Here is a 25,973-nt window from a genome sequence, read left to right on the forward strand (position 1 = left end):
GAGTCTAAAATTTTCTCAATGGGGTCCTGCGCCTCTCAATGCCTGCCGATAAGTTGAGCATGAAAAAACACACACTAATTTTATCAATCGGAATGATGATGTCGGCGTGCGCTCCTCAAGGATACGAAGTGGTGAGCGGTATTGCCAAGGATACAGTGAACGATATTGCCTGCAAAAGCCAGACAATGGAAACAAAGCTTTGGGATGGACTGAAATCCTATTTGCTCGAGCAAAAAAGCATCCCCTCTGCGGACGCTTTAAAAGCCGCGTTCCATGATCAAGTGGACGTACTTGCAGCTAACAACCCCCAAGTCAGCAAAGAAGACGTGAAGCGTCTAAATGCAAACTTGGATAAACTTGTTGAAACTCTTTTAGTTGAAGCTCCTCAAGGAGAGCGTGTTGAGACCCCGGAACAGCTTTTGATTTTGCTTTCAGCTATGGATGTCGGGGATCAATCCACCACGTTCCGTGCGTATATGCAAACCAAAGTGCGCGGTGATTTAAATGCGCTTTCAAAAACGATTCAAACCCTCGATACAAACTGTCCCGCGGGCAGTGGGGATAATTCTTCGGCGGGGGGCGCTGTGGGTCAGCCTTCAACAGGTTCGGAAGAAGAACCAGTGGGTGTGGATCCTGCTGCGGAAAGAGATTATGCCTTTCATAAAGACCAAGCATTAAGCCGCGGCGAAAACTTAGCGACTTTCGGGGGACGTTGGGCGTTCTCAACGGCTTATCAAAGTTGCCAAAGCTTGCAGTTGCCAGCGATGGATGCGCGCACCCCGGACGTTCAAGGGATCGCGATTGTGGGAACTCATCCTGATGGCGTGGGCAGAAAACGTTCGATTGCGAGCCTTTCAAAAGTTCAAAGCTCACATTACTACATTAAAGATATGACCTCTTATGGACAAGGCTGCTTTAACGTGCGCCAAAATCCTTTGATCTATGATTACGGTGGAAAGCCTTACGCGACAACCGCCGCGGATTCACCGATTGATATGTTCAAAAATAATGGCGATGGCACATCTGTGCTAGGTATTGACTGCTCTGGCTATGTGTTCAGTTCACTTGCAACTGCGGGTTTACGCTTAAAGGCGGGTCGTGCATTGAAAGCTTCAGACTCTTGGGCGTGGGGTTCTAGCTCTTACGTGGAGCCGCAAAACAACGGTCTGACTTGTTTAAGCAAGATTTCTGTCAACTCCTCTTCCACGATGAAGGCGGGCGATATCGTGGCGGTTTATGGGCATGTGTTGTTGATCGATAAGGTGGGGGCCGATCCTTTCGGGATTAAAAATGCGAAAACATCTGCGGATTGTTCAAAACTGACGTCAGATAAGTTTGATTTTACAGTGGCGCAAAGCTCTCCAAGTAAAGAAGGCATTGGATTAAATTACTTTGATGCGAAAATTTATCTTTCAACAAGTTCGAAAATGAAAACGGGCTTAGAAAAATACGCTTACTATACGTGTTTAGCTAAGTTTGATGGCAAGTCGTACACACCTAATGTTGGAACACTTTCGGTGGTTCGTCATAAGGGCACTGCAGAGTGTATGGCTCCGCGCGTGAAAATGGCACGTGAATCTTGTATCGCGTCTTGTTCTTCGATCGCGCGCTAAGAAAAAGCTTCAAATAAGTTTTTAAGAAACCCTGTTTTGAATAAAACGGGGTTTTTCTATCTTACCTAGGTCTAGGTCGCATCAAGAAGTTATCCTCAGTCAAGCCCGTTTCGTTTAGCATACAAATTGGAGGATCCATGTCTGAAACCCAGCTTAAAAGGCCTACGGCAGTTTATCTGCTCGCGCTTCTGTTTGTCTTCGCGCCCGTAGGGAATCTGCTTTTAAGTTTTTCAAATAGTGGGGATCCGGATTGGTTTCACTTTGATGTGATGGCGGGCTATTTAAGTTCCGTAAGCTTTCTTGATTGGGCCTGGTTGGGATTGGTTTTTGTCACTGGTATTTTATTATTTAAACCGCATAAAACCACGTGGACTTTGTCTTTGGTGTGTTTGTTGATAGTGACGTCCATCAACACTTATCGCTTGGTGAACGGCGAATTTAACACCATGGGTGCGGGTATCAAAGCGCAATTAGGTTTTTCGATTTTTGCGACTGTCAGTTGTCTTTTGATTACGATTTATTCGCGTTTTCCTTATTTAGATCGTCGCGCAGGTTGGTTCTTAAGTGCGGCTCATCGTTATAATTTGCGCACTCCCGTCAGTGTGGTCGCGCAAGATATCTATGAGGGAGTGACGGCATCCGTGTCTGTCAGTGGGGTGCTTATTCACCTCCAACGCAATATGGAGGGACCTTCGCTGGACCTTCAGTATGTGGATTTAATTTTTCCGGAAATTCGTAACATGAAAGTCAAAGCGCGTGTTGTGGAGTATCGCGACAATAATTTGCGCTTAAAATTTAAGGACTTAAAAGGGGCCAGTCGAGGTTATCTCTTGGATTGGCTTCAGTCTCATAGTGAGACAGGCGTAAAAAAGAACGCTTAAGTCTAGGTTAAGTTTAAGTATTTTTGAAAGTGTACCGAAAAGACTCAAAAGCATGAGGGCATGTATGATGAAATGGAATTTGAAGCCTTTTTCAGTAGCAAAAACATTGGCTGCAACATTAGCTGTTGTAACGATGTGTACAACTCCGCTGGCGCAAGGGGCGCAAGCCAAAGAGCGCGCTGAACAAACGCAAAAAGAGTTGATCAATCACTATTTGCGTACGACCGGGCTTACTACGAAAAAGCTTACAGCAGGTCAATACTGGCGCATGGTTCGTCCGGTGTACCCAGCTAAATTCCAAAAGTACATGGATGCGTGGATTGTTCAAAATCGCGATGTCCCCATGCCACAAATTGATGCGACCACAATCAAAGGCCGTGATGGCGAACAAGTTCGTTTGTTATTTACCGCTAAAGACGGCTCAACAATTGCGGCGACTTTCACCGGTGACATGTCTCAGTTGGTAAAAATCAATGGTGTCGCGGTGTCCAATAAAGAATTGATGGACACGAACAACTTCGAATCTCTTTTAAGAAAACTTGCTAAAAGTGATGCTTCTTTAAAAAAGATGATCCAAGTTCAACCACCAAAACGCGACAAATCCGTCAGTCCCGTGATGTCGGTTGCTGACTTCCGTTCTTTGACTGCTCGCCAAAAAGCAGAATACTTAGTACGTTTGCGTTTGATCGCAGAATCTTCTGAAAGAGTTTTCAAAGCTCACTATGGCTTAAATGCTTATCAAGAGTTTCAAAAAAAGCATGAATATGCTTTGCGTATTTTGTTCGGAACAGAGGCTGAAGCTGCCAAAAACACCGCGGGCACAGCCGCTGGTCAGCCATGTATCGCGGCTGGTTACTTAACTGTTTACGGTGAAAACGGCTCTTGCGGCGGTAATTCTACCGGTTGGGCTGATTTACAAAAAAATATGAGCCAAATGAAGGCGTCATGTTCTGGTGGCGGTCTGGCATGTAATCCAATGGTGTATGGATTTAAGCCTGAAGGTGGCGCTTACTGTATGTCTCGCGCCGATGCAAAATACGCGACAAAAAAATGTAATGGCATGTCACAGCTAGATCGCGATGCGAATGGCAACAAGCTTGATGAGCGTCAAACAGCGATGAATAAAAAACGCATCATCGAAACTTACATGAAGCAGGTTAAGGGACAAGATATCAATCTTGTCGTTGATGATAAAAATCACATCTCAATGGAACAATACGAACAAGTTAAAGGTTTCTTTGATGATTTAAGTAGCTATATCGGGGCGGCAGAAGCGAAGTGTGGTCAAGTGCCATTAAGCGAAACTCAGCAAGCCCGCAACGACCAAGCTTCGGCTTGTCAAGAGATCAGCATCCGTCGTTTGGCTTTAGAGGCCTTCCCGGTGGCGCCGCAACCAGATCTTGGTGGCAAAAACTGTGAAGAAGAAAAACCCGGCTCCGTGCAAGTTGACGGTGGTGGTTGTGAGTGTCCGCAAGACGCTTTACAAGAAAACAAAGATGGGCAAACAGTTTGTACTTTCATGGACCAAAATGAAGGTCCGGTAGAAAAGAAAGAGAAGAAGAAATCAAATCTTCTGCCAATTCTTGCCATCCTGGGTGTGGTGGGTGTTGGCGCCTTCTTGATCTTTAAAAACAAAAAAGGCGACAAGAATCCCCCAACGCATGTTACGCCCAATCCACCGTTAGAGCCGACTCCGAGCCCGTCTCCAACAGTGACGCCGCCCCCTACAAACTGTGAAGCTCCGAACACCATCGTTAACGGAGTCTGTACTCCACCAGTGATTGTTCAGCCAGACACTGAGGGTGGAACGAAAACTCCGGTGACCGATATCGGTGGCGGGGTTCGAATGAAAGCGACCCAATAAAGGACAGGGATGAATAAAGAAGAGATCAAGTCTTCAAACCTTGAGCGGGCTCCTCTGGAAAGAGAAGCCCCTCGTCCGTTAGAGAGCCCGGGAATTCAAAGAACTCCTTTGGTTCCTCCGGGGGTGCTTGATATTTTCCCAAAAAAATCCCCGGTTAATTTTGATCAAAATACGGGCTTCCACGGGGGGCCTTCAGCCAGACGCAAAGGCTATCGCTTGGCTTTGTGGTCGATGCTGGCATCTATCATCGATGGTCTTATTTTAATTTCTCTTTCAAGTGTGTTTATGATGGCTTTCGCGTTGATCGTAAACACGTCGGTCGGTTCTTTTGTTCAAGAAACATTTCATCATCAACATCGTCTCATCTTATTTGCCGAAATCTTTGCTGTCGCCGGATGGATGTACCTGATTGGCGTGCGCACTCTGATGGGGTCAACCATTGGGGAGTGGGCCTGTGAATTGCGTCTGGGACAGCCTCAAGAGCGATTAAAATCAGGTTACGTCTTGCGTGTTATTTGGCGCAGTACGATCATCGTTCTTACGGGTGTGATCACTTTACCTATTTGTTCTTTGATTTTCGGTCGTGATTTAGCCGGTGTTCTTTCAGGCCTTCGTCTATTTTCTTTGAAGTAAAGCGAGCACTTCATAGTGCGACGTTTGTGGAAACTGATCGACAATTTTGATGTCATTCACAGAATAACCCACATTTTTAAGTCGTTTTAAATCCGTCATCATCGATTCTGGAAAACAAGACATGTAAATAAAAAACTTCGGCCTTTTTTCTGCGGCCATTTTTTCTAATGGATCTAAAAAGCCCATTAACCCAGAGCGCGGTGGGTTGACCAAAGCGCCATCAAAGTTGGCAAAGTCTTGCAAGAGTTTGCGCTGAAAGTCGCCGCGGTGAATTTCTATTTTCTCACGCAATGAAGTTAAAGATGCAGGCAACCTCTCTAAAGTCTTCTCTAGGCCCTCTAAAGACAGGCCGTCGATCTCACAAGCAGTGAGGTGCGCGCAGCTAGCTAAGGCCGGAATAGTGAGGTTGCCGATGCCCGATCCAAATTCAATCACGCGACCTTGCGGGAATTTCCCGACCCACGATTGAATGATATTGCAGATAAGTTTATTCGCTCTGTGACTGGGTTGGGTGAAGCTTGCAACCTGGCAGAAAAGTGGAACGGCAGTTTCATTCACCCACGTTTGAAACCAAGGACGCGCCTCCGGTTCTTTCAATTTAAATTCATACCCCTGCCATGTCGGCACTTTGCGTCGTTGGCCCAGCTCAACAAAGCTTCTTTGCTGTAAAAAATGCAGCATGTTTTTTTCATCCAACAAGGCTTTGATATCGATATTTGCAAGATCTAACCACACTCCGCGCTCCCCGTTGGGACCGACTCTCAAGCGGACAGAAGCTTTTTTAAAGGGAAGCTTGAGAGTCCTAAATTCCGTGAGCCAGGCTTGCAGAGTTGGGGACAATTGCGCACAAATTTCAAGGTCCGTAATTTCTTTTTTGTCTTTACGATAAAGGCCTAAGCGTCCGTCTTCCAAGCTAAAATCCAAACGGTCGCGCAAGTGAGACGCGCCAGCGGAGACAAATTGAATCTTTCCGTGGTACGGAATTTCGGCGTTTTTTAGCAGCTCCGAAAGCTCAAAAATTTTTCCGGAAATCTGATCCCCATAGGTCAAATCTAAGAACTGACAGCCATTGCAAAGATCCTTGTAGGCACAAGGGACTTTGTGGTCATTTTTTATTTCTGACATGGATGACATTGAATGCTTGCCCCGGGGTTTTTGCTGTTATATCTGTGAATTTCTATTTTAACAGGTCTTTGGGGAGATGATGAGAGTTTTATTGCTTTCATTAATGATGATTTTCACCGTTTTCACGGGAACGACAGCCAGAGCTGATAAAGACTCATGGAAACAGTCCTGTCAGAAAGCTCAAGGAATTTTCTCGATTCTAAAACAAGAATCGGGCGAACTTCCGGTGTGCTTTTTTGGGGAAGCCGTGGTCGGAGCGGAAGCCCTTTCCGCAGTCCAGGACGAAGGTGTGCAAACTCAATCCCTTGATGCTTATAAAAAAGGTCGCACGGCTTCGGTGCGAGGCGGTGTTTGTGGGGCCTTCAATGCGGAGCTTGTGACGGCCAAAGACGCTAAAGGGACTACGTACAACTTCTGTCGCTTTGAGGACCGCTCGGTGATGGAAGAAACGACGCTGTGGTTAGGCCCGGGCGCTTCTTTAAGCGGCTCTTTAGATAAAGCTCTTTCACGCATTAATTAGTTTTTCAGTGAGTACAGGCAAGACTTCGTGTCTTTAATCACGCCATCTTCAAAATGCAGATCTTTATCCGTAAACCCCACCGTGACGTGCGGGTAAAACAATAAAGGGTTGAAGCTGTCTTTTGCTCCCCCACGTGCGATAAATTTTTCCGCTAAGATTTTCCTAAAATGCAGATAGTCGTCACTTTCTACCACCACGTAAAAGGTGGCTTTTTCTTTTAAGACACCTTTGCCGACGCAAGTAAGTTTATAGGAGGCTTTGAGAACTTGGGTTTCGTCGATCGTGTTTTGGATATCCGCCCAAGACAGCGTTTTGCGTAATATTTTATACTCCGGTGGGGTGATAAGTGTGATGTGGGCTTCGCCGCGGCTTTTCAGCGCCATACCTTGTGAGTTTTCTAAGTCCGCTTTGATTTTTTCGAAATTTTCTAAAGGTAAGTCAACTGAAACATAAGTTTTTTCATTCTTTGTATGCGTTGTACACGCGGTCAATGAAAGACAAATAAGAAATTTCGAGAACACGCGCATCATCGGCTCCACTTTAGCAGGTCAAGTTTGACATCAAAGTTTCTGCCTTATAGCGTACAATCACTATGAAAAAAGTGAAAGTTCTTCTCGGTGCGAGTGTTGTTTTTTGGGGTCTGTCTTGCCAGTTTAAAGGCGCAAAATCAGGATCTTCTTTAAGTGCGGATTCTAAGCCTGCAAATGCTGGCGGCTTTGTAGATGAAAAAAACAATGTGATCTCTTTAGCGCGACCATTGACATTTGTAGGTCCGAAATCAGGGGAGGGTTACTTTAGCCCGGATGGCAGCAAGATGATTTTTCAAAGCGAACGCCAAGATGGAAATCCGTTTTATCAAATGTATATCTTGGATCTGATTTCGGGGAAGACCACACGAGTTTCTACGGGCCAAGGCAAAACGACCTGCGGTTGGATTCATCCGTCAATGAAGAAGGTCTTATTTTCCTCGACACATTTAGATCCAGAAGTATCGAAAAAAACCAAAGAGGAATTTGAGAACCGCGCAAAAGCCGTGAAAGCTCGTTATTCGTGGAGCTTTGATGACTCCTACGATATTTTTACGACGGACTTGCGGGGGAAAGGTCTGAAGCGTCTAACGAAAGAAAAAGGTTATGACGCAGAAGCCTCTTACTCTCCGGACGGTCAATGGATTGCTTTTGCTTCAAATCGCAAGGGCTATACACAAAAGTTAGAAGGCGAAGACTTAAAGTACTTCCAGCAAGATCCTTCGTATATGATGGATATTTATATCATGAAAGCCGACGGGACCGGGGTTCGTCAACTCACAAACTCTAAAGGTTATGATGGTGGTCCGTTTTTCAGTGCGGATGGGAAAAAGATCACGTGGCGTAGGTTTGCCCCCAATGGCGCGACGGCTGAAATTTACACCATGAATATTGATGGCTCTGATCAAAAACAAGTCACGCGCTTAAAATCAATGTCCTGGGCGCCCTTTTTTCATCCCTCTGGTGATTACATCATCTTTGGCTCAAGCGTTCTAGGTTATGCCAATTTTGAACTTTTCATCGTGGATGCGGAAGGGAAGCATGAGCCCGTCCGTGTCACTTTTGATGATGGTTTTGATGGGTTGCCGGTATTTACACCTGATGGTCAGAATCTTTCCTGGACTCATCGAAATGAAAAAGGCGAATCGCAAATCGTGATGGCGGCTTGGGATGATTTAGCGGCCCGCAAACTTTTAGGTTTACCGGCGCAGGACCCCGCAGCGGGAACGCTTTCGCCTGAAATTAAAATCGAAGACATCAAGAAGTGGGTTTATTATCTGGCTTCACCAAGTCTGCAAGGCCGTGGATCAGGTTCTGGAGAAGAAAAGATTTACACCGCAAAGCTTGCGCAAGTCTTTAAGTCTTGGGGATTAGAGCCTGCGGGAGATAACGGAAACTTCATCCAAAGCTTTGAATTCACCTCGGGCGTAAATCTAGGATCTAAGAATTCACTTGAGGTCGTGGGTTCATATCAAAAGAAGTACACTCTTTCTAAGGACTTTGAGCCGCTTTCTTTTTCTCAAGTCGGAACCTTTAGAGAAGCTCCGATTGTCTTTGTTGGTTACGGTATCAAAGCGCCAGCTGGTGACCAGGAGCCTGAGTACAACTCTTACAAAGGTCTGGATGTAAAAGGTAAATGGGTCTTAGTTCTGCAAGATCTGCCGGGGGATGTGAAATCTTCGCGTCGTCATTACTTAAATCTATATGCGCGGTTACAGCATAAAATCACGGTGGCTAAAAATGAAGGTGCGCTGGGTGTGATCTTTACCGCAGGTCCATTAAGCGGCATGAAAGAAAAATTTGGTGCGCTTAAATTTGAAGGCGCTTTAGCTGAAACAACAGTTCCAGTTTTGCGACTCACTTCAGAGGCGGCCAGTGAATTATTAAAATACGCAGGTCATAATCTTTCAAATCTTCAACGCAATCTAGATCGCGGTGACGCTACGGAGGCTGTTGTTATTCCTTCGGCTTATTTAAAGGCGCAGATTGATTTGCAGTTTGTGAAATCAAAAGGTCTTAATGTGATCGCAAAACTCCCGGGCGCAGTGAAAGAGGCCGTTGTGGTGGGGGCTCACGGGGATCACTTGGGCCATGGTCAATTTGGCAGTACTCTTGCGACCAAAGATGAGGCGGGCAGAGCGCATGTGGGGGCTGATGATAATGCGTCGGGTGTTGCCGGAGTGATGGAGCTTGCGCACCACTATGCGAATTTACGTAAAACGAATCCGGCAAAGGTGCAAAAGACTTTGTATTTCGCGGTGTGGTCCGGAGAAGAGCTCGGCAATCTGGGCTCGTCTCATTACGTAAAAACGGCAAAAAATATTTCAGCCTACGTCAACATGGATATGATCGGTCGCTTGCGTGAAAGATTGTTTGTACAAGGTTTAGGGTCAGGCACGACGTGGGCGGGGTTGGTTGAAGAAGTGGGTGTACGAACCGCATTACCAATGACCGCCCAGGAAGATCCCCATTTACCCACAGATTCGCTGGCGTTTTACATGGCGGGGGTTCCTACGGTGAATTTCTTTACAGGTTCACATGGGGAATATCACACACCTCGTGATACGGCTGATCTAGTCAATTATGAAGGGGTGGCTAAAGTCTTAAACGTGGTACGAAGCTTGATTGATTTGCTAATCGACAATCGCCAGACCATGGTGAAGTACGTGAAAGTCGCTAGCGCTCAAAGTAAAATGGAAGGTCGATCATTCCGGGTTTATTTGGGCACGGTTCCTGATTACAGCCAAGAGGGTGTTAAAGGGGTGCGTATCACCGGAACATCTAAGGGCAGCCCTGCAGAGGCCGCGGGATTGATGGAAAAAGACATTATCACTGAGTTTGATGGGATGAAGATCGAGAATCTTTATGATTACGTTTATACCTTGCAGGCGGTTAAGCCGAATAAAGAAACTGTGATTAAAGTTATGCGGGCTGGAAACTTAAAAGAGTTTAAAATCACGCCTAAATTAAAAGACTAGTCTGCTTTTCCATAAGAAAAACTTGATCGTTCACCGTCCATAAAAACCAAATCTGGACTCGAAACTGAGGCACAGGTTTGGTTTTATAGAGTCATTCCCCCTAGTGAACGAAAGACTCCACCGAAATGTCGCTTGCTCAAGAATTTAAAAAATATAAAAAGCTCGAAAGAGTTTTAACGGCTCTTGTTATATTAATTTCTGTTTTGGCTCCGATTTCTTTTTCGTGGATCATGGATAAGAAACTTCACGGCGGCATCTCAAGTGTTATCGCGTTTTTATTTCTGGCGGCGGCTTTCGGGGTGTACGTGATTCGCCACCAAGTTTCGCAAAGATTGATGAAACACTATGAATCTTTGGATATCGGTGCCGTTCTGCAAAAGAAAATGGCTTCGGAAAAACAAAATCAGCGCTTTGTGATAATCAACACAGGTCGCGAACATTTTCACCTGCAGTGTTTGTGCTCAGGAACGCCGTTGCTCGTGTCTAAAAGCAGAGTTCGCGAAGATTTCGATATTGAAAATTGATTTTTAAAATCGCTCAAGGGAGTCTGATTCCTATCTAGTGGGAGGCACCTGTGAGCGAGATGGAATCTTTCAAATTTGAAGAAGAGGCGACGGTTCGAGATCCCAAAGAAAAAGGCGCCAATATAGATCTTGAAGCCTATCGGGAAGAAATTCGCGTTTTAGTTGAGCACATGGTTCGACTTTTAGTTGATAAGCCTGACACTGTCACCGTGACCACCTATGTCGGTCCAAAAACCACCGTGTATCGTATTGGTTGTGCCAAGGAAAACATGGGACAAGTTATTGGCACTCAAGGTAAAACAATTATGGGTCTTCGAGCTGTTGTTCATGCGATGACAGCACGAACTGGAATTCGTTCTATTGTTGAGATTCCGGTTTAATTGCTCTGCGGCATCCTTCTCGGTTCGCCGCGTCTTTTTATTTCTTCGGACTGCGATATAATTGGGTTTTGAGGGGATATTAATGTTTGTAAATGCCATCTTTGCTTTGATCGTCCTTGTGTTGTCGGCATGTTCTAACGTTCTCCCCGGGGCCCTTTTATTAAATCAAAATGGGAATGGCGAAGGTCGCATCTTTGAAGAACCGCCAGTTTCATTTCAGCCTACAGAAAAACCAACTCGACCCGTGTCACCGGCGTTGTTGCAACAAGTTTTCGGAAATTTAAAATCAGCGAGTGCTTACATCCCAGACGATGCGGCTTATTTTAGTTCCGTCATCGTGGGCGACACGGCTCGTGATATTTATTATGGTGGCTATGATCAAAGTCGTGCGATGCAAAAGCTCACTCCCGAAGGTCGCGCCTTTGTTAAAACCCTTTTAAAGAATTGTCGTTTAAACCCGGCGAAAAAAACGGAAAGCGGCCGCGCTCAACCGGGCGGATCTGTGCGCATGAATCTAACCCTTTCAAGCTCCGGCGCAAATTGCGGATATGTTTTAAATAAATCCGTGCAAAAAAGTCGAAATTTTTCAAATGTCTCGGGGGACGGAAAGGCCTCTCGCTGGTCTGAAAGTGTTTCAACCACGATTGAGGACCACCGTGAGCTGCGCGATCCCGACATCCAAGGTCTTTCGCAAATCATCAGTCTGCATTTCATAAATAAAGTGACGGGGATGGTGGGTTATAAAGCTTCCAACCTTGGTTTTGAAATCAACGCGAATTTAAAAGGTTCGGGGAAAGCGGAAGTGCAGTTTGCCAATGGCATGAAGCTCAGTGGACCGGTCCATTCAGAAACCACCACCGTTGATGGAAAGACCACGGTCAAAGTGCGCTTCCTGGGCTCAACCCCTCAGGGTGATATTCTGATTTTGGTTATTCGTGATGATGTGAATGTTTTAAAAGTTTACGTCAACGGAGAGGTGGCTCCGCCAGAAATTTTAGATGCCTTCGGATTAAATTTAATGGAAGTGGCGTCACGCCGCTATTAAAGGCCGTTTATGATTCATGAATTCCTACAAGACTGGGATCTAAAATCACCCTCTCGAATTCATGAAATTCCTGATGGTGCGGTCAACCGTGTTTATCGTATCGAAGCTCCCGACCAAAATTATTTTTTGCGCGTCTATAAGTCTTCCGATCTCGCGACGTTAAAGCGTGAGCACGCGCTGATTGATTGCGTGCTCCAACAAAATATTCCCGCGGCCAGACCCTTAGAATCAAAATCAGGGGATCGGTTTACTGTAAAAAACGGAAAAATTGCGGCTCTTTATACTGAAGCCAAGGGGCAGCAAATCAAGCGCCACAATCTGCGTTTATCCCATGCGTTGGCCGCAGGAAAAATGCTGGCTCAAATTCATTTGGCGACTCGAGAATTTCCTAATCACGGCTATCGAATTTATAATTTGTCTTGGGATTCCGAAGCTTGGATTGAAAAGCTCAACAATATTGAACGTCTGATTTTATCTCGCCGTGAAAAAACAGAATCCGATCAGTGGGCTTTAGACAGGCTTAAAGACCAGCGACGATGGTTGCAAAATTCTTTGTGTTCTCACTATTATGTTCCTCAGAATCCGTCGCAGGTGTTGCACGGAGATTTTCATGATGGAAATCTGTTCTTTGACCATGACAAGGTTTCTGGGGTTATTGACTGGGATCAATCGACTTATATGCCGCGTGCTTTTGAAGTCGTGCGAGCGGCGTCTTATATGTTCGGTTTAGATCGTGAGCCGACATTGGCTTTTATTAACGCCTATCGTGAGGTATTTCCATTAACGGAAGCTGAACTTGAAGACGGTGCTCAAGGCTGGGGTCGTCGCAGCGATCACTATGTTTGGGCGATTGAAGAAGTTTATATTCATGGTAACGAGCGAGCTCGGGTTTTTATCCCGCATCGTAAGTTTTTACCGTTTCAAGAATTATGGGCGAAGATTCGCTCTTCGCCCTAAATGAGTTTCTTATTTTTTATAATACACTTTTAAGATCACGCGGCGATTGCGTTGGCGGCCTTCCGCGGTGTCATTAGATCTGATCGGGCGAGACTCCCCGAAACCAATGCCTTCCACCATGCTTGGATTTAAATTGAGCATCGAGATCAACTGATCGCGGATGGCTCTGGCGCGGCGGCGACTTAGATCCAAGTTATACTTATCATTGCCGACGGAGTCCGTATGACCTTCCACGATGATGCGTGATACATTCACGTCACGGAGCTGGCGCACATTTTCTTCAAAATGTTTACGAGAGTTCGGCGTCAATGTCGCGGTGGCGGTGATAAATTCAAGATTTGTCAGATCAATTGTTTTATCCGCTTTTGGTAATTCGATCACCGTAACAGTGGCACGAGCGACTTGCAGTGCTTCATCCGTCACCAAAACTTTCACCGTTTGCGGAGTCAGGGGAGCTTGGAATATGCCGTTATCATCAAATTCACCCTCGCCATTTTCAATGGAATAGCGATAGGGCATGGTGCCCCCTTGAGCTTGCATTTGAACTGTAGAGCCCACGTAAACTTGATAATTTCTTTGCGAGAACGACACCGGGGAAGATGGTTTACGCTGTTTGATTTCGACAGTGCCCGTGGATGTTTGTCCGCGAGCATTCTTGAATTCAATACGTGTGATCCCCGGAGCGTCCCCTAAGAACTCACAGCCGTTATCCAAAGTTCCTGGACCTTCGATGATGCGGCAGCTTTCGATGTTGTCATTGCCCTCAGCATAAAACTGAATGGTGTCTGAAACATAAATCGATGGAGTGTCTGGTAAGACGCGGAAGTAAGTGGGAACTTCAGATGTTGTCGGCACGTTTTCAGCTTTAGATCCGACTTGTGGTTTCCAGTAATAGATAAGACCAGCAAAAACGCGATAAGAAGGCGCTAAAGACTTCACGCCCGGTTCCACAGTCGCGCCCCAGTCAAAGTTTAAGTTTTTAACCCAACGATGTTTTAAAGCTAACAAAAGATCAAATGAAGAAGCATCGATAGCTTCTTTGTAAGGCTCTTTGTCGATCGGATAACTTGAGATGGCTTCAAACACCCAACGTGCGGTCTTGGAGAAATCTCCCGAAAGACCATAAGAGGCAGTCACTTGGTTCTTTAAAGGGAACATGTGGGCGTCAAAGGGGGTTTCTGTTGGGTTTCTGAAGCGCACACCCAAGTTCAAAGCTTGAATAATACTTTTAGATCTCCAGCGATACACACCCTCTAAGTTCGCAATCGGATTTGAAGTCACACCCGTGTACGGACTATTATCCGCAGTCACGAAATCCACCGAGCCTAAAACGGCCCAGTTCGCGTCTGCCGTGTCACCGAAGGTGTATTTAAAGCCAGGACGTAAACTGTGCATGCCTTTATAGATATCGACCTTAATACCGTCTTGAACGTCAGATCTATGCTCTAGCAACACTGGCGCCTGTAGACTGATTTGGAATTTCTCCGTCCAAGCATAACCAATACCGAAATCGTATTCAAAAAGAGAGTCCTCGTAATCCATACGATCTTGCGCACCCAGTGTGCGGTACACCAGCAAGTGATCTTTGGCGTAATTGAGATAGTTACTAAATACGAAAAAGCCCTTCGGCAAAGGACGCGCGGTGTGGACAGTAATAAAGTCCAGACCATCGGTATTAGGCTGGAAGGTTTGCATATCCCCCAGAACGTTAGAATGAGCAGGTACCGACGCCAAGCACAGAAGTAAATAGATAATATATTTCATACACTTATTATTGGGAATACTTGCAAGCGCGGTCAAATCATTTTGCGTTGAAAATGCGGGTCACTTTCAAAGTGTGAAACATAACGATATCAAGAATTCGGCTCTTTTTTTACTCCGTTGACTCTGCCCTTGGGGCAGCCCCTAAACTTGATCTATGAGACAAAAATCGTTTCCCAAAACTTTTAAAATCAGCGAGTTTTCAAAAAAAACCGGCTTGTCTATCAAAGCCTTGCGGCTTTATGAAGAGCGTGGATTGTTAATTCCTAAAAGAAATCCATTGAATGGTTACCGGATTTATTCAGAAGCGCAAATCAATGAAGCAGAAAGAATCATGGAATTACGGCGGGGGTTTAAATTTCGAAAAAAAATCAGCGACTCTATATTGAAATTAAGTTCTAAAGAAATTTTAGATAAAACTAGGGATATTCCCAGCACAGAGTATCTTAGAACTTTATTATTGGTGGAGACAAAAGCTCAGAAAAAGTTTTTGTCTGTCCTTTCAGAAAAAGCCCGCAAGCTCGTTAAAGAGGATCTTTTAAAGTTGCAAACCCATTTCGAAAAATTTTGGTAAATTTCCTGGTTAGTAAAAACTTGCGTCCATCGCCAGTTATAAACTCCAACACCTAAGCGTTTGTTCAATGCCAGTAATGTGGTGTTTTTTTATAAGAAAACCCTGTCAATCAGTTACACAAACTCCGAGTATTTGACCCCGGTTGATCAATACTTTTACAGTTTTTATAGAGGAATTTCTATGGAAACCAGGATCGGAATTTCAGGTTGGCGTTATGAACCTTGGCGGAATGTATTTTATCCCGATAAACTTCCCCAAGCCAAAGAGTTGTACTATGCAAGTCGCCAGATGACTTCCATTGAAATCAATGGCTCGTTTTATTCTTTGCAAAAACCCAGTAGTTATCAAAAATGGTTTGCAGATACGCCCGATGATTTTATGTTCTCAATTAAGGGACCGCAGTACATCACGCATGTGCGCAGATTAAAAGACGTCGAAAAACCTTTGGCCAATTTTTTCGGATCAGGGGTTTTGCATTTGAAACATAAGATGGGTCCGATACTATGGCAGTTTCCACCAAGTTTTCGTTATGATGAAGAACGTTTAGAAAACTTTTTTAAACTTCTTCCTCGCACGATTCAAGACGCCGCGAAATTAAGTAAAAAAGCAGATCGCGTGGATCCAGACTATCCAGAAGAAGCGAAGAAGTCCCCAGCGCCTCTTCGTCACGCTATCGAAGTGCGACATCCCAGTTTTGAAAATCCAGATTTTGTCGAGCTAGTCCGCAAATACAATGTGGCTATTGTCTTTGCGGATACGGCCGGACGTTGGCCTTATATTGAAGATGTGACCAGTGATTTTGTTTATTTGCGTTTGCATGGTGATGAAGAACTTTACGCTAGTGGGTATGGAGATGAAACTTTAAAGTGGTGGGCAAAGCGCATTAGGACCTGGCAGAAAGGAAATATGCCTAAACCCGATTATGCGGTGACGGACACAAAGCCGCCTCAACGTTCAAGAGATGCTTTTATTTATTTTGATAACGACGTCAAAGTTCATGCGCCCTACGATGCCCAGACCTTGATGCGGTATCTTAAGGTTTAAATCTCTATTTCCGCAAAAAGCGGATAGTGATCTGAGTACTGACGAGTCTGTTTGGTTTTTAAAACTTTGATAGCGCGAAAAATGCCTGCCGGACGACACCACATCCTGTCTAAACGAAAGACGGGGAGCATGGTGGGAAAGGTGGCCCCCGTTCCCAATTCATGAAGAACACTGTTCAGCTTTTTTAAAGAGGCCGATGAGGATTGCCATTCGTTGATATCGCCGCCAACAATCAGCGGAATGTCACTAGCGCGGGATAAAAGATCATTGAGCTTTGCCATTTGCAGACCGCGTTCGGCACTTTTAAGTCCTTTGTGCGTGTTGACCACGTGAAGTAATCCCTCTGGAGATTGCAAAAACACTTCTAAGATATTTCGCGGTTCACGCCCCTTCGTGCTGATATCAATGATGTTCTTTTTTAAAATGGGAAATTTTGAAAAAATCGCATTTCCGTACCACCCCTCTTGGGTCACCAAAGTCGGGGCGGCGATAAAATGATCAAAGTGATCGGTGCGCAACTCGTTCACCGCTTTTTCCGTGTTTTCGCGATAGGGCCGGGTGTCGAGTTCTTGAATAAGGGCAATATCGATATCGTGTTCTTTTAAAAGCGCACCAATGCGTTGGTAATCTCTTTGACCATCACAGCCACGTCCCCCGTGAATATTGTAACTTAAGATTTTAACTTTCATGGACTTGCTCGGTTTTGCCATCGTTTGGTGAAAAAATAAGTGCCCACAGTCAGCAGGATCCACAGGCCAATTCCTAAAGTTAAATAAATCACCGTCTTTTTTGTGGGATTTAAAAAGACTTGAGTCAGGGAGTCGCCAACAAGGCCTTTAACGATAAAGGCCGGCAGAAAGCCTAAGAAAGTTCCCAATATAAAATCAATAAAGCGCACCGACGATATGCCTGCCGCGATGTTCACTAAGCTGTAAGGAGCAATTGGAATCAAACGCAAGATTGTGACCCCTATCACGCCGGTCTTTTGAAATTTCGCATCAATACTGCGAATGCGATCGCCCAAAAATCGTCGCGTGCCCTTAAGACCCGCCCAGTGACCCAGACCAAACATCACTGCCGCACTTAAAAGAGCTCCCGTCATTCCATAAATGGGTCCCCAGAGCGACCCGAACACGGCCGCGGTTAAAAGCGACATCAGCGTCACCGGAAAAAGAACAAAACCCCCAGCCACGTAAGCAGCGCAGACGATCAAAAAGGACCAAGGGGAGGATCGGGCACTTTTTAAAAATGCGTGGATGGATTCTGTTGAAAACCAAGAGATATGATTTCGCACAAAAGAGCCGATAATCATAAAACTGACTAAGGCCAACAGCAATGAAATCACCAAAACTTTACGCGGATTTTTTAAATGTAAAGTTTTTTGAATGTCCGTGTCTTCAGGATCCGCAAAAGTGGAAGCCATGCTTTGAAAGGTCTGTGTGGTGAATTTCGTATCTTCGATTTCCCACAAACGATAAGCATCATGTTGAATGTTAAAAATTTCTGCTAAAGGATTTTGTCTAGTGAAGAGCTCCTCAACTTCGGCCGTGGTGAGGCCCACGTGTTCGGCAATAAGATCATTGCGAATGTGTTGAATTTGTTTTCTTTGGATAAGATCCTGGGCCTCAAGGACCACGTCACATTCCGTGTCTAAATCCATGGAACGATTCGTAAGATTGGCTGAACCCACCGTGCAATGATGATCATCGACCACCAGCACTTTTGAATGAATGCGTTTGTAACAGATATTGCCATCCTGAGTTTTTATTCCCGAAGAGGCAAAGCGAATCTGATTTTCAACCCCTCGGGAAGCAATCCTTTTAAAGTCAATGCGATTGGCCCACATAGCTTCAGACTCAAAGATTCCCTGAGGATCATAGGAGCTAATCAATAAAGCATGAAGCTCTTTATTGTTTTTTAAGGCGGCATTGAGGGCTCTTGCCATCTCTTTAGAACTAAAATATTGATTTTCAATATATATAAATCGGGTGGCACTTTTAAAAAGGTCGCGATACATCTGATTTATTTCATGAACTTCAGATGTAGTTTCTGTTTTAGGTATGGTGCGCGCCACAGCCGCCCGGAAGTTTTCCAAGGACACCGGAAAAGGAGGGGGCCACACGGCAGAAGGATTAAAGTCGGGGTTTTTCGCTTCATATCCGGTAGAACTTTTCCACCGTACACGCACGATTTCTGAAAAGCTTTTTACTATCGGACCGTCCATCATGATTTGCACATCATGAAAAGGTCCATAAGAGCCATTGGCGTCCATGCGTAACGGATCTTCGGGATGGTGAGACCTTTCGTCCCATCTTTGCCGCGCCAGATCCATGCCGCCGGTAAATACCAATTGGTCATCGATCAGAATGATCTTTTGATGATGGCTGCCCCATAAGGGAATCGTGCTGTCTAAATGAAAATGGATATTTTCAGGGGTGTTATTCGTCCAGACCAACTCGGGTAAAAATTCACGTTCACCCACAAAAGCCACGGAAGAATCCCAGATCAAAATATAAATATTTAATTCCGGATTTTCCCGCGCTTTTTTTGATAGCAATTCAATTAAGACTGAGGGGTCCGCGGACCGTTTCGCATCTTCCCCCCTGAGCAAAGCAATGCCGCTATCAATATCCCAACCCAAGATGAAAATACTTTTGCGAGCCCGGCTCATGGCGGCGTGCACCGCACGATAAAAATCGGCGGAGTCCACGAGCAGGGTCCCGCGTTTTATTTCATCCGTCTTCCAGCAATTCTCTGAAGGTTTAAATACCGTTTCGTTCAAAGTATAAAATCCTATCTATGTTGCGGTTTGGTTTGCGCCCCTTGCGCAGCCGCTCCTTGAGGGGCGGTCATAAAGTTTGCCATTTTTGCTTGAACGGTGTTCATAAAGGACCCCGCGATCACGTGATCTTTGCCACTCATCAAAGCCGCGAAGCCCTCTTCGGCGACTTGTGCCGGATCGTCTTTTTTGCCTTGTCCCGCTTTAGTATCCATCATGTGCGCTCGCTCAAAAAAGTTGGTATCGGTCGGGCCGGGTTGGAGGGCGGTGACAGTAATGCCTTTGTCTTTTACTTCGGCGCGAATGGCTTCAGAAAAAGACTGTACAAAAGCTTTGGTCGCGGCATAGACCGCATAATAAGGACCTGGCATGGTGGCAGCGACAGAAGAAGTGTATAAGATTCGTCCGTGGCCTTGTTTTATAAGACGCGGTAGAACACGCTTAGTCATATGCACAAGCGAAGCGTTATTGACACCGATCATGCGCAGCTCGGTGTCTAAATCGGTATCTACGAAATCACCACAGGTACCGAATCCCGCATTCATCGCAATGGCTTCAACAGAAGCCCCCAAAGAGTCAATTTTGTCGCAAGCTTTCTGTACCTCAGAATACATAGAAAGGTCGGCTTGCAAGGTTTCAACATTCACGCCCAAAGCGCGAAAAGCATTGCCTGCATCCACAATTCCTGGATCTTCGGCAATCACTAAGAGATCAAAACCATTTTTAGCAAAAACCTTCGCTAATTCATAGCCGATGCCGCTCGAGGCTCCGGTAACAACGGCCAGAGGTTTAATTTTGTCAGATACTTCTTTTTCCATAGATCACATCCTTTTTGTGAAAGATAAATTTTTGCTCCAAAGAACACTGTTGCAATATCTAAGCCTCGTTAGATCTCAATTCAGAGGGAAAAAGACGATATAAAGGGGGAAGTTTTTCTTCATAAGATTTTCGGCGAGGCGATTTGGTACAGTGACAAAACACAAAAATAAATAATTAAAAATTAAAGGAAACAAATCCTAAACTGCACCCATGGCGACAAAAAGATCTTCAGATATTTTATTGGTGACAGATGACGAGTATATGAATGTGCTTTTGCCGCTGTTGGATCAGGCGCGAAAATCTGTCGACATCATGGCTTATTCATTTGCTATGGCCAGCGCGTCCGGAAAAATAGATTCTAAAGGCACCCCTTATGAAATTGCGCAAAAGCTGAAGGAGATCAAAGCTCAACGAAAAAATCTAGAGATCCGACTGTACATCGAGGGCCGCAGAGACACTTCCATCCGCAATCGTGTGACTGCCGATATTTTAAAAGAATATGGCGTTACAGTAAAATACGGAGCGACTCACGCCAAAGGTTTTTGCGTTGATAAGCGCTATGTTTTATTTGGATCGACAAATTTAACCAATCAATCTTTAAGAAAAAACCATGAAACCAATATTCTTGCGGACAACACCCAGATCGCGACAGGCTTTCTGCAATACTTCGAACATCTCTGGCGCGGCGGAAAGCACGGCGGCATTCAATTAGACCCACCGATGTATGCCGATGGAGACTTTAAAGATCTGCTTTTAGAAATGATCCAAACAGCCAAGAAGTCTTTAGAATTTTCCATTTACTTTTTTGATCACAAAGAAATCCGCGATGCCTTGGTCCAGGCCCATAAAAGGGGAGTCGGGTTGAAAGGATTTATTCACGATCACGGAAGTTTTGCTTTGGGATATGTGAAACGCACCCGCCGCACGATTCATATTTTAGAGGATGCAGGTATTAACGATCTTTATTTTGCCCCGAAACATCTTTTTACGCATTCCAAGTATCTGATCAAAGATAAAAAAGAAATCGCCTTAGGGACCGGTAATTGGCTAAAAGAAGATGTAGAAATTCATCCGCAACTGTATGTACACTTACAAGAACCAGCTTTAGCAAAAGAACTTGCTAAGCACTTACAAAGTCAGATCCAAAGTTTAGAAAGCCCCAAAAAGAATGATCTCAAATGAGTGGATATACAGTCTTCTGATAAGTTATATTATGTAACGTATAGAATGGATTTAGGTCTCTAAGGGGCTTTAATTCGTTTTAAATCCATCTCTGATAGAACTTGTCCGTAATCAGGTTCGAAGTATTTGCCGACCATTTTCTGGATTTGACCGTTTTTCCTAAGCTTTTCGATGGCTGATTCTAGTATCTCTAGATTGTCCTTAGAAAACCTCTTTTTAGAGATATAAATACCTGCCAATAACCAGGTCTTTTTATCCTGAATCTTGATAAATGCATCGGCCATGCTTGAATGTTGGCGATAGTTTTCAAATGCGGCTTCGGTATAAAAGGTCGCATCAGCACCTTTTCTTTTAAGTAAATTCATCAAATTATCATGGTCTGTTGTTTCAATATAAACCTGTTGTTTGCGAAGCGATTCAATTTCATCTTGCTTGTACGCAAAACGCATCCCAATGACGCCGGCAAATCGTATCTTGGGATCATCCACGTAATTTTGAATATTCCAGCCTTTGCGAAATATATCAGGTCGAATCACCAAAATGCGTCGAACCTTAAGAATAGGAATAAAATCACCATACAAATCGACATTTTTTCCAGAATTTCCTAAGTTCACCATGATCATATCGGTTTTAGATTCGCGTAATAATTTGAAGCCTTGAAATGGCGGAACTTGTTCGGTAACGATTCGACATCGCGTCGCTTGACCAAGGGCCTGAGCTAAATCTTGTCCCAGGCCTTGCAGTTGACCTGTGGAATCGACATAAGAAATCGGCCAGAGATCAACAATGCTGACAAAGAAAGTGTTCTTACACTCACCCGCTTGAGTTTGATTTTGGAACGTTAAAAAAAGAAGAAGGAAAATCAAGGCACGCATCATGTTTATTATCTGCGGGCCCCAAGGCCGCGCCAAGAGTGTTTCTTAGCGCGTGTTAGATCACATTGTGAATTATTCCTCAGACCAATACAAAAGATCAGCAACCACAGTGCAAGTTCTAACATCTGCAGCCAGAATTGTTGTTCCTGTATTACTTGGAGCATTCCATTGAAGTGTATAAAAGAGGATATTTTTATCACCTAAAAGGGCGTTGATTTGCGCGCGTTTCTTTTCACCATCATCTGGCAAAGCATCTTTAATCATCGCTTTAGCATCTTTTCTGGAAAGACTTGAAATACCCTCATAGCCCCAGTCCGAAGACTGCTTGGCATCTTGTCGGTATTTCTTTTCAAGAACATTTAAGCAAGCATCTGAAGTTGATGCCATGGCTGACGTACCCAAAAGCAAAGAGAATAGGATTCCGATTGTTTTCATTAAAAACCCCCAAAATGTGTAAGAAAAGGTCTTACCATAGACGCGAAACTTTGAAGCCCAAAGGCTGACTTTCGACTAAAACTTACAAAAGTAACGGCCTTAAAACGCTTATAGCTCAAGCTTACCTTCCATCATCCAAGGCAGTTTTAAGCCCATAAAGATATTCAGTGTTTGAGCACGTGCTTCAGCGACACTGGAAGCCTGTTTAAAGAGTTCGGGATCGACGATCTTGACAGACTGCCCATCCAAAGAAATTTGAAATTGCAGGTCGACCGGGATGATTTGATTTTCCGCCAAAACAGCGGCTTGGCGTTGAATTTCACCTAAAGCCTTTTTTGTCAGGATAAACCCACTGGGCGCCATCATGGGAATCTGCGTGTTTACGCCTTCAAAAAACTCCATCACGGCGTATGTTTGATCTTGAATTTTTAGGGTTCCGTAAAGTTCTACGCCCAGACCTAAAGAGTTGATTTTTTCTAGCCAAGCAAGTTCGGTTTCAGAACTGGCGCGCAGTTTTTTAATAAAAACTTTTTTGTCTCCTAATAAACCTTCAAAGTGTCCCCGTGGAAGGTCTTTAATGATTGTTATTTCTTTATTTAAAAAGCGGGGGAGTCGGGCTTCCACTCCCCGTCCGTTTTCGGAGGCAAAGACCGAATGACAAGATGGCCCCGCCCAAGTCAGGGAGGCAGACAGAAGTGATATTAAGATTAAAAGACCATGAAGTTTCACAAGGCTTTAAGATGCAAATCCAAAGCCGAAAATAGAAAGGCCGATTCAAGCCGAATCGGCCTCATAGATGGACTTATAAACTGCTTATATTAGCGATAGCATTTAATTTCGGCGTTATTAAGCAGGGCTTGACCCGCCACCGACAATGTCAAAATACCTTCTAAAGTGCCATCTTGTGTCGGTTCTTGTTCCGGCCATTTAAGTTGCGCAATACCTTGATTAGCAATGCTGATGGCAGAAATACCACTTAAAATAAAAGGACTTTTTTCAGAGCCGACGTTAAATAATTCTTCTTTAACTGCGGTTGAAGAAAACACTTTGTCCTTCCCTAGAGTCACTTCAAATAAAGAAGGTCCCTGGCCAAAATAATCATAGCCAATAAGCACATCAATCACTTTACCATCGGCAGTTTTACCCTCACATCCCATATCTCCAGGAGTGGCGTTAGCTACAGAGACCATCATCAAAGTCATCAGAACGGCAGAAACCAGTTTCATGAAATACCCTTTCGGTTTAGGTGTCTTTAGAGGGCTCTTTATATCATGCGGGACGCCCCCTTAAATGAGCTATGATGACCTAAGAAAAAGATTTCCTAACGGGTGACAAAAAAAGGGCCTCGCCACCCGCGTTATTCCCCGATTCCAAAGTGATTTTCTTGATTCTGGAGGTCCTTAGGATAGTGTTTCTCGAGCTCGTTAATTTCTCATGAGGAATTTATGAAACATCTGATTTCGACTGTCTTAAGTTTGGTCATTTTCACATCTCTTATCGCTTGTGAGTCTTCAAAACATTCAAACCCCCAAGCTCCCGCAGCGGTCACTCCAGAGGCCGGACCTTCCGTTGAAGTTCAGAACAAAGACGATTCTTGGCAAAAAGAATTTCCAGGCCATTGGTGGAAGCCAGTTCCTAAAGAAGACGCCAAGTCTTGGGAAGTTTTGCCGCAAGAAGCGGGCTATAAAGAAGTTGTTTTAAGTAAGCGCAATGAATTAGGTCTGCTTTCAAACTTTGCGGACACGCCCTTTGTGTATCGTGGCGTTTGTTATTCGACCATAGAAGGTTACTGGCAGATGATGAAGTATCCTGAAAATCCGGAGGATGCGCGCTGGGCCTGGACACCCAAATGGAAATACACGCGCGCGCAAGTTTCTAAAATGGATGGTTATAAAGCTAAAAGTGCTGGTAATTATGCTAATGGTTTGATGGATGAAAACGATGCCAACTGGGTCACTTTTGAAGGAAAAGTTTTGGTTTTTGCTGAAAAAAATCCGGGTGAACATTATCGTTTGATTTGGGAAGCGGAAATCGAAAAGATTCGCCAAAATCCCGAAGCCCTAAAAGTTCTTTTAGCCACTAAAGATCTAAAATTGATTGCGGATCACCACAATTCGGAAAAAGCTCCCAAAGAGTGGCATTACAATGTGTTGTGGATGGAGATCAGAAGTCTGATCCAATCTGGACAGCTGTCGCTGCAAACAACGGAAGATCTGAGTTTAAGAACCTGCGGCGCTAAAAAGTAAAAATTAGTTATGTTACGTGACTATTCGGGATTTTTTAAAACCCATAAAGACACTTCTTTTGTAAATCTAAACAACGGAACTTTGGGGCTTTGTCCTGATTCCGTGATTGCTCAGCAAAAAACAGAGCTCGATATCTTTGAAAAAAACACCACCTGGTCTTTGACTCATGCCTGGCCTCGGGTCTTAAAAATCCAAGAGCGTTTGGCAGAGTTTTTAAACGGCCATCCTGACGATTTCTTTTTAAGACCTAACGTAACCCTGGCCATGAATGAAATCATCATGGGGATGGCTTTGCCGGCGTCCAGTGAGATTTTAACAACCAGCCTTGAATATGGGGCGATCGTAAACATCTTAAAATACAAAGCTCAACGCGAAAACCTAAGTCTTAAGGTGATGCCGATGGACTTTGCTATGCAGAATCCGAGCGATCAGGATTGGGTGCAGGCTTTTGAAAAATCCCTGACAGCGAAAACCAAACTTGTGGTTATCAGTCATGTTTATACTAGCAATGGTCTTACGGCACCGATTGAAGAACTAGGTCGGATGTTGCGCGAAAAGAACATCTTGATGGTCGTTGATGGGGCTCACGCTCCAGGATTGATGGATTTAAGTTTTAAAGACCTTCCGCACGTGGATTTTTATGGCGGTAACTTACATAAATGGACGATGGGACCTAAGGGAACAGCTTTTGGCTGGGTTCATCCTAAATGGCATTCGATCACGTCTCCCCTTTACGGTTCCTGGACCACGGATGAGCAAACGGCCAAAGGGTATGGCTATATCAGCCCGTTCACGGCCAAAATGCTGTGGTCGCATTCACAAAGTTTTTCATCTTATTACGGCCTAGAAGCGTGTTTTGATTTTTGGAACGAGCACGGTAAACAGGTGATCTTTGAAGAAATCAAAAAGCGCATGAGTTATTTAGAATCAGGGTTGGCTAAAAAAGGCCTTCGTCCCGTTGTAAGCATTAAAAACCAAGCAGGATTTTTAGCTTATCCCCTTGCGGCCTTTAAGTCTTTAAAGTTCGAAGAAAACATCATTGTTTCTCCTCAAGGTAAGCTGCAGGTGGGACTGCCGAAGGTTCCGGGGGTTCCGCTCTTAAGACTGACACCTCATATTCACAATACGCAAAGCGAGCTGGATCTTGCCATTGCCATCTTAAACCCTGTCTAAGTTCCCGACGACTGTAGCCAAGAAATGTTGGTTTCTCA

At 44.6% G+C, this 25,973-nt stretch carries 25 protein-coding genes; 15 read left to right on the top strand and 10 right to left on the bottom strand.

Annotated elements, in window-relative coordinates; all coding sequences use genetic code 11:
* The first annotated feature begins 59 nt into the window (after positions 1-59).
* From AZI86_RS13785 to AZI86_RS13800, 4 genes are all read left to right on the top strand, one after another.
* The gene (locus tag AZI86_RS13785) at positions 60-1,613 is read left to right on the top strand and encodes a hypothetical protein (protein WP_172798010.1); all 1,554 of its coding nucleotides are present in this window, start codon (positions 60-62) and stop codon (positions 1,611-1,613) included.
* A 137-nt stretch (positions 1,614-1,750) separates the two neighbouring features.
* Positions 1,751-2,494, top strand: coding sequence for a PilZ domain-containing protein (locus AZI86_RS13790; RefSeq protein WP_061835779.1), 744 nt, complete (start codon positions 1,751-1,753; stop codon positions 2,492-2,494).
* A 64-nt stretch (positions 2,495-2,558) separates the two neighbouring features.
* The gene (locus AZI86_RS13795; RefSeq protein WP_061835780.1) at positions 2,559-4,358 is read left to right on the top strand and encodes a hypothetical protein; all 1,800 of its coding nucleotides are present in this window, start codon (positions 2,559-2,561) and stop codon (positions 4,356-4,358) included.
* A gap of 9 nt (positions 4,359-4,367) precedes the next feature.
* A complete protein-coding gene (locus AZI86_RS13800) occupies positions 4,368-4,991 on the top strand; it encodes an RDD family protein (protein ID WP_061835781.1) in 624 nt (207 codons plus the stop codon).
* On the opposite strand, the gene AZI86_RS13805 is transcribed toward AZI86_RS13800, so the two are convergent.
* The gene (locus AZI86_RS13805; RefSeq protein ID WP_253715953.1) at positions 4,974-6,116 is read right to left on the bottom strand and encodes an RNA methyltransferase; all 1,143 of its coding nucleotides are present in this window, start codon (positions 6,114-6,116) and stop codon (positions 4,974-4,976) included. The two genes, AZI86_RS13800 and AZI86_RS13805, sit on opposite strands and share 18 nt — an antisense overlap.
* Before the next feature lie 76 nt (positions 6,117-6,192).
* On the opposite strand from AZI86_RS13805, the gene AZI86_RS13810 reads away from it, so the two are divergent.
* Positions 6,193-6,636, top strand: a complete 444-nt coding sequence (locus AZI86_RS13810; protein ID WP_172798011.1) for a hypothetical protein — start codon at positions 6,193-6,195, stop codon at positions 6,634-6,636.
* On the opposite strand, the gene AZI86_RS13815 is transcribed toward AZI86_RS13810, so the two are convergent.
* On the bottom strand, positions 6,633-7,166 hold the full coding sequence (locus AZI86_RS13815) for a hypothetical protein (protein ID WP_157684714.1): 534 nt from the start codon (positions 7,164-7,166) through the stop codon (positions 6,633-6,635). The genes AZI86_RS13810 and AZI86_RS13815 overlap by 4 nt on opposite strands.
* A 62-nt stretch (positions 7,167-7,228) precedes the next feature.
* Here AZI86_RS13815 and AZI86_RS13820 point away from each other — a divergent pair, with 62 nt between their 5' ends.
* From AZI86_RS13820 to AZI86_RS13840, 5 genes are all read left to right on the top strand, one after another.
* Positions 7,229-10,141, top strand: a complete 2,913-nt coding sequence (locus AZI86_RS13820; RefSeq protein WP_061835785.1) for a M28 family peptidase — start codon at positions 7,229-7,231, stop codon at positions 10,139-10,141.
* A 125-nt stretch (positions 10,142-10,266) separates the two neighbouring features.
* Positions 10,267-10,665, top strand: a complete 399-nt coding sequence (locus AZI86_RS13825; protein ID WP_061835786.1) for a hypothetical protein — start codon at positions 10,267-10,269, stop codon at positions 10,663-10,665.
* Between the two features lie 59 nt (positions 10,666-10,724).
* Positions 10,725-11,045: a KH domain-containing protein gene (locus tag AZI86_RS13830; protein WP_253715974.1), complete on the top strand. Its 321-nt coding sequence runs from the start codon at positions 10,725-10,727 to the stop codon at positions 11,043-11,045.
* Positions 11,046-11,127: 82 nt separating this feature from the next.
* The gene (locus AZI86_RS13835) at positions 11,128-12,090 is read left to right on the top strand and encodes a hypothetical protein (protein WP_061835788.1); all 963 of its coding nucleotides are present in this window, start codon (positions 11,128-11,130) and stop codon (positions 12,088-12,090) included.
* Positions 12,091-12,099: 9 nt separating this feature from the next.
* Entirely contained in the window at positions 12,100-13,047 is a 948-nt protein-coding gene (locus AZI86_RS13840) for a phosphotransferase (RefSeq protein ID WP_061835789.1), read from the top strand.
* Between the two features lie 9 nt (positions 13,048-13,056).
* Here AZI86_RS13840 and AZI86_RS13845 read toward each other — a convergent pair whose 3' ends face one another.
* Entirely contained in the window at positions 13,057-14,811 is a 1,755-nt protein-coding gene (locus AZI86_RS13845; RefSeq protein WP_081111938.1) for an OmpA family protein, read from the bottom strand.
* Positions 14,812-14,965: 154 nt separating this feature from the next.
* On the opposite strand from AZI86_RS13845, the gene AZI86_RS13850 reads away from it, so the two are divergent.
* Positions 14,966-15,382: a MerR family DNA-binding transcriptional regulator gene (locus AZI86_RS13850; protein ID WP_061835791.1), complete on the top strand. Its 417-nt coding sequence runs from the start codon at positions 14,966-14,968 to the stop codon at positions 15,380-15,382.
* 180 nt (positions 15,383-15,562) lie between these two features.
* Positions 15,563-16,426, top strand: coding sequence for a DUF72 domain-containing protein (locus AZI86_RS13855; RefSeq protein WP_061835792.1), 864 nt, complete (start codon positions 15,563-15,565; stop codon positions 16,424-16,426).
* Here the strand turns inward: AZI86_RS13855 and AZI86_RS13860 are convergent.
* Genes AZI86_RS13860 through AZI86_RS13870 form a run of 3 tightly spaced genes read right to left on the bottom strand, consistent with a single transcriptional unit; the run spans position 16,423 to position 20,023 of the window.
* Positions 16,423-17,115 carry an endonuclease/exonuclease/phosphatase family protein gene (locus AZI86_RS13860; protein ID WP_061835793.1) on the bottom strand — a complete coding sequence of 231 codons (693 nt, stop codon included), beginning with the start codon at positions 17,113-17,115 and terminating at the stop codon, positions 16,423-16,425. The two genes, AZI86_RS13855 and AZI86_RS13860, sit on opposite strands and share 4 nt — an antisense overlap.
* Positions 17,112-19,208: a phospholipase D-like domain-containing protein gene (locus tag AZI86_RS13865; RefSeq protein WP_061835794.1), complete on the bottom strand. Its 2,097-nt coding sequence runs from the start codon at positions 19,206-19,208 to the stop codon at positions 17,112-17,114. The genes AZI86_RS13860 and AZI86_RS13865 overlap by 4 nt, the downstream gene beginning before the upstream one ends.
* An 11-nt stretch (positions 19,209-19,219) precedes the next feature.
* Positions 19,220-20,023 (bottom strand): SDR family NAD(P)-dependent oxidoreductase, encoded by an 804-nt coding sequence (locus AZI86_RS13870; RefSeq protein WP_061835795.1) that lies wholly within the window; start codon positions 20,021-20,023, stop codon positions 19,220-19,222.
* Positions 20,024-20,234: 211 nt separating this feature from the next.
* On the opposite strand from AZI86_RS13870, the gene AZI86_RS13875 reads away from it, so the two are divergent.
* The gene (locus AZI86_RS13875) at positions 20,235-21,206 is read left to right on the top strand and encodes a phospholipase D-like domain-containing protein (RefSeq protein ID WP_061835796.1); all 972 of its coding nucleotides are present in this window, start codon (positions 20,235-20,237) and stop codon (positions 21,204-21,206) included.
* A gap of 59 nt (positions 21,207-21,265) precedes the next feature.
* Here the strand turns inward: AZI86_RS13875 and AZI86_RS13880 are convergent, their stop codons facing one another.
* The 4 genes from AZI86_RS13880 to AZI86_RS13895 all read right to left on the bottom strand — a co-directional run bounded on the left by AZI86_RS13880 (position 21,266) and on the right by AZI86_RS13895 (position 23,742).
* Positions 21,266-22,084 (bottom strand): substrate-binding periplasmic protein, encoded by an 819-nt coding sequence (locus AZI86_RS13880; RefSeq protein ID WP_061835797.1) that lies wholly within the window; start codon positions 22,082-22,084, stop codon positions 21,266-21,268.
* Between the two features lie 69 nt (positions 22,085-22,153).
* Positions 22,154-22,516 carry a hypothetical protein gene (locus AZI86_RS13885; RefSeq protein ID WP_061835798.1) on the bottom strand — a complete coding sequence of 121 codons (363 nt, stop codon included), beginning with the start codon at positions 22,514-22,516 and terminating at the stop codon, positions 22,154-22,156.
* Positions 22,517-22,624: 108 nt separating this feature from the next.
* The gene (locus AZI86_RS13890; RefSeq protein WP_061835799.1) at positions 22,625-23,140 is read right to left on the bottom strand and encodes a hypothetical protein; all 516 of its coding nucleotides are present in this window, start codon (positions 23,138-23,140) and stop codon (positions 22,625-22,627) included.
* Between the two features lie 194 nt (positions 23,141-23,334).
* The gene (locus AZI86_RS13895) at positions 23,335-23,742 is read right to left on the bottom strand and encodes a hypothetical protein (RefSeq protein WP_061835800.1); all 408 of its coding nucleotides are present in this window, start codon (positions 23,740-23,742) and stop codon (positions 23,335-23,337) included.
* 219 nt (positions 23,743-23,961) lie between these two features.
* Here AZI86_RS13895 and AZI86_RS13900 point away from each other — a divergent pair, with 219 nt between their 5' ends.
* Together AZI86_RS13900 and AZI86_RS13905 are read left to right on the top strand one after the other, a co-directional pair.
* On the top strand, positions 23,962-24,762 hold the full coding sequence (locus AZI86_RS13900) for an NADAR family protein (protein ID WP_061835801.1): 801 nt from the start codon (positions 23,962-23,964) through the stop codon (positions 24,760-24,762).
* Between the two features lie 9 nt (positions 24,763-24,771).
* Positions 24,772-25,935 (top strand): aminotransferase class V-fold PLP-dependent enzyme, encoded by a 1,164-nt coding sequence (locus AZI86_RS13905; RefSeq protein WP_061835802.1) that lies wholly within the window; start codon positions 24,772-24,774, stop codon positions 25,933-25,935.
* The last annotated feature ends 38 nt before the right edge of the window (positions 25,936-25,973 follow it).

It is taken from the genome of Bdellovibrio bacteriovorus, from assembly GCF_001592735.1.
GTDB lineage: Bacteria > Bdellovibrionota > Bdellovibrionia > Bdellovibrionales > Bdellovibrionaceae > Bdellovibrio > Bdellovibrio bacteriovorus_D.

Coding starts and splice junctions, on each gene's coding strand:
- AZI86_RS13835 (WP_061835788.1), top strand. CDS start 11,128: ATGTTTGTAAATGCCATCTTTGCTTTGATCGTCCTTGTGTTGTCGGCA.
- AZI86_RS13855 (WP_061835792.1), top strand. CDS start 15,563: ATGGAAACCAGGATCGGAATTTCAGGTTGGCGTTATGAACCTTGGCGG.
- AZI86_RS13805 (WP_253715953.1), bottom strand. CDS start 6,116: ATGTCAGAAATAAAAAATGACCACAAAGTCCCTTGTGCCTACAAGGAT.
- AZI86_RS13830 (WP_253715974.1), top strand. CDS start 10,725: ATGGAATCTTTCAAATTTGAAGAAGAGGCGACGGTTCGAGATCCCAAA.
- AZI86_RS13820 (WP_061835785.1), top strand. CDS start 7,229: ATGAAAAAAGTGAAAGTTCTTCTCGGTGCGAGTGTTGTTTTTTGGGGT.
- AZI86_RS13860 (WP_061835793.1), bottom strand. CDS start 17,115: ATGAAAGTTAAAATCTTAAGTTACAATATTCACGGGGGACGTGGCTGT.
- AZI86_RS13845 (WP_081111938.1), bottom strand. CDS start 14,811: ATGAAATATATTATCTATTTACTTCTGTGCTTGGCGTCGGTACCTGCT.
- AZI86_RS13900 (WP_061835801.1), top strand. CDS start 23,962: ATGAAACATCTGATTTCGACTGTCTTAAGTTTGGTCATTTTCACATCT.
- AZI86_RS13810 (WP_172798011.1), top strand. CDS start 6,193: ATGATGAGAGTTTTATTGCTTTCATTAATGATGATTTTCACCGTTTTC.
- AZI86_RS13825 (WP_061835786.1), top strand. CDS start 10,267: ATGTCGCTTGCTCAAGAATTTAAAAAATATAAAAAGCTCGAAAGAGTT.
- AZI86_RS13885 (WP_061835798.1), bottom strand. CDS start 22,516: ATGAAAACAATCGGAATCCTATTCTCTTTGCTTTTGGGTACGTCAGCC.
- AZI86_RS13880 (WP_061835797.1), bottom strand. CDS start 22,084: ATGATGCGTGCCTTGATTTTCCTTCTTCTTTTTTTAACGTTCCAAAAT.
- AZI86_RS13795 (WP_061835780.1), top strand. CDS start 2,559: ATGATGAAATGGAATTTGAAGCCTTTTTCAGTAGCAAAAACATTGGCT.
- AZI86_RS13895 (WP_061835800.1), bottom strand. CDS start 23,742: ATGAAACTGGTTTCTGCCGTTCTGATGACTTTGATGATGGTCTCTGTA.
- AZI86_RS13875 (WP_061835796.1), top strand. CDS start 20,235: ATGGCGACAAAAAGATCTTCAGATATTTTATTGGTGACAGATGACGAG.
- AZI86_RS13785 (WP_172798010.1), top strand. CDS start 60: ATGAAAAAACACACACTAATTTTATCAATCGGAATGATGATGTCGGCG.
- AZI86_RS13850 (WP_061835791.1), top strand. CDS start 14,966: ATGAGACAAAAATCGTTTCCCAAAACTTTTAAAATCAGCGAGTTTTCA.
- AZI86_RS13815 (WP_157684714.1), bottom strand. CDS start 7,166: ATGATGCGCGTGTTCTCGAAATTTCTTATTTGTCTTTCATTGACCGCG.
- AZI86_RS13790 (WP_061835779.1), top strand. CDS start 1,751: ATGTCTGAAACCCAGCTTAAAAGGCCTACGGCAGTTTATCTGCTCGCG.
- AZI86_RS13905 (WP_061835802.1), top strand. CDS start 24,772: ATGTTACGTGACTATTCGGGATTTTTTAAAACCCATAAAGACACTTCT.
- AZI86_RS13800 (WP_061835781.1), top strand. CDS start 4,368: ATGAATAAAGAAGAGATCAAGTCTTCAAACCTTGAGCGGGCTCCTCTG.
- AZI86_RS13870 (WP_061835795.1), bottom strand. CDS start 20,023: ATGGAAAAAGAAGTATCTGACAAAATTAAACCTCTGGCCGTTGTTACC.
- AZI86_RS13840 (WP_061835789.1), top strand. CDS start 12,100: ATGATTCATGAATTCCTACAAGACTGGGATCTAAAATCACCCTCTCGA.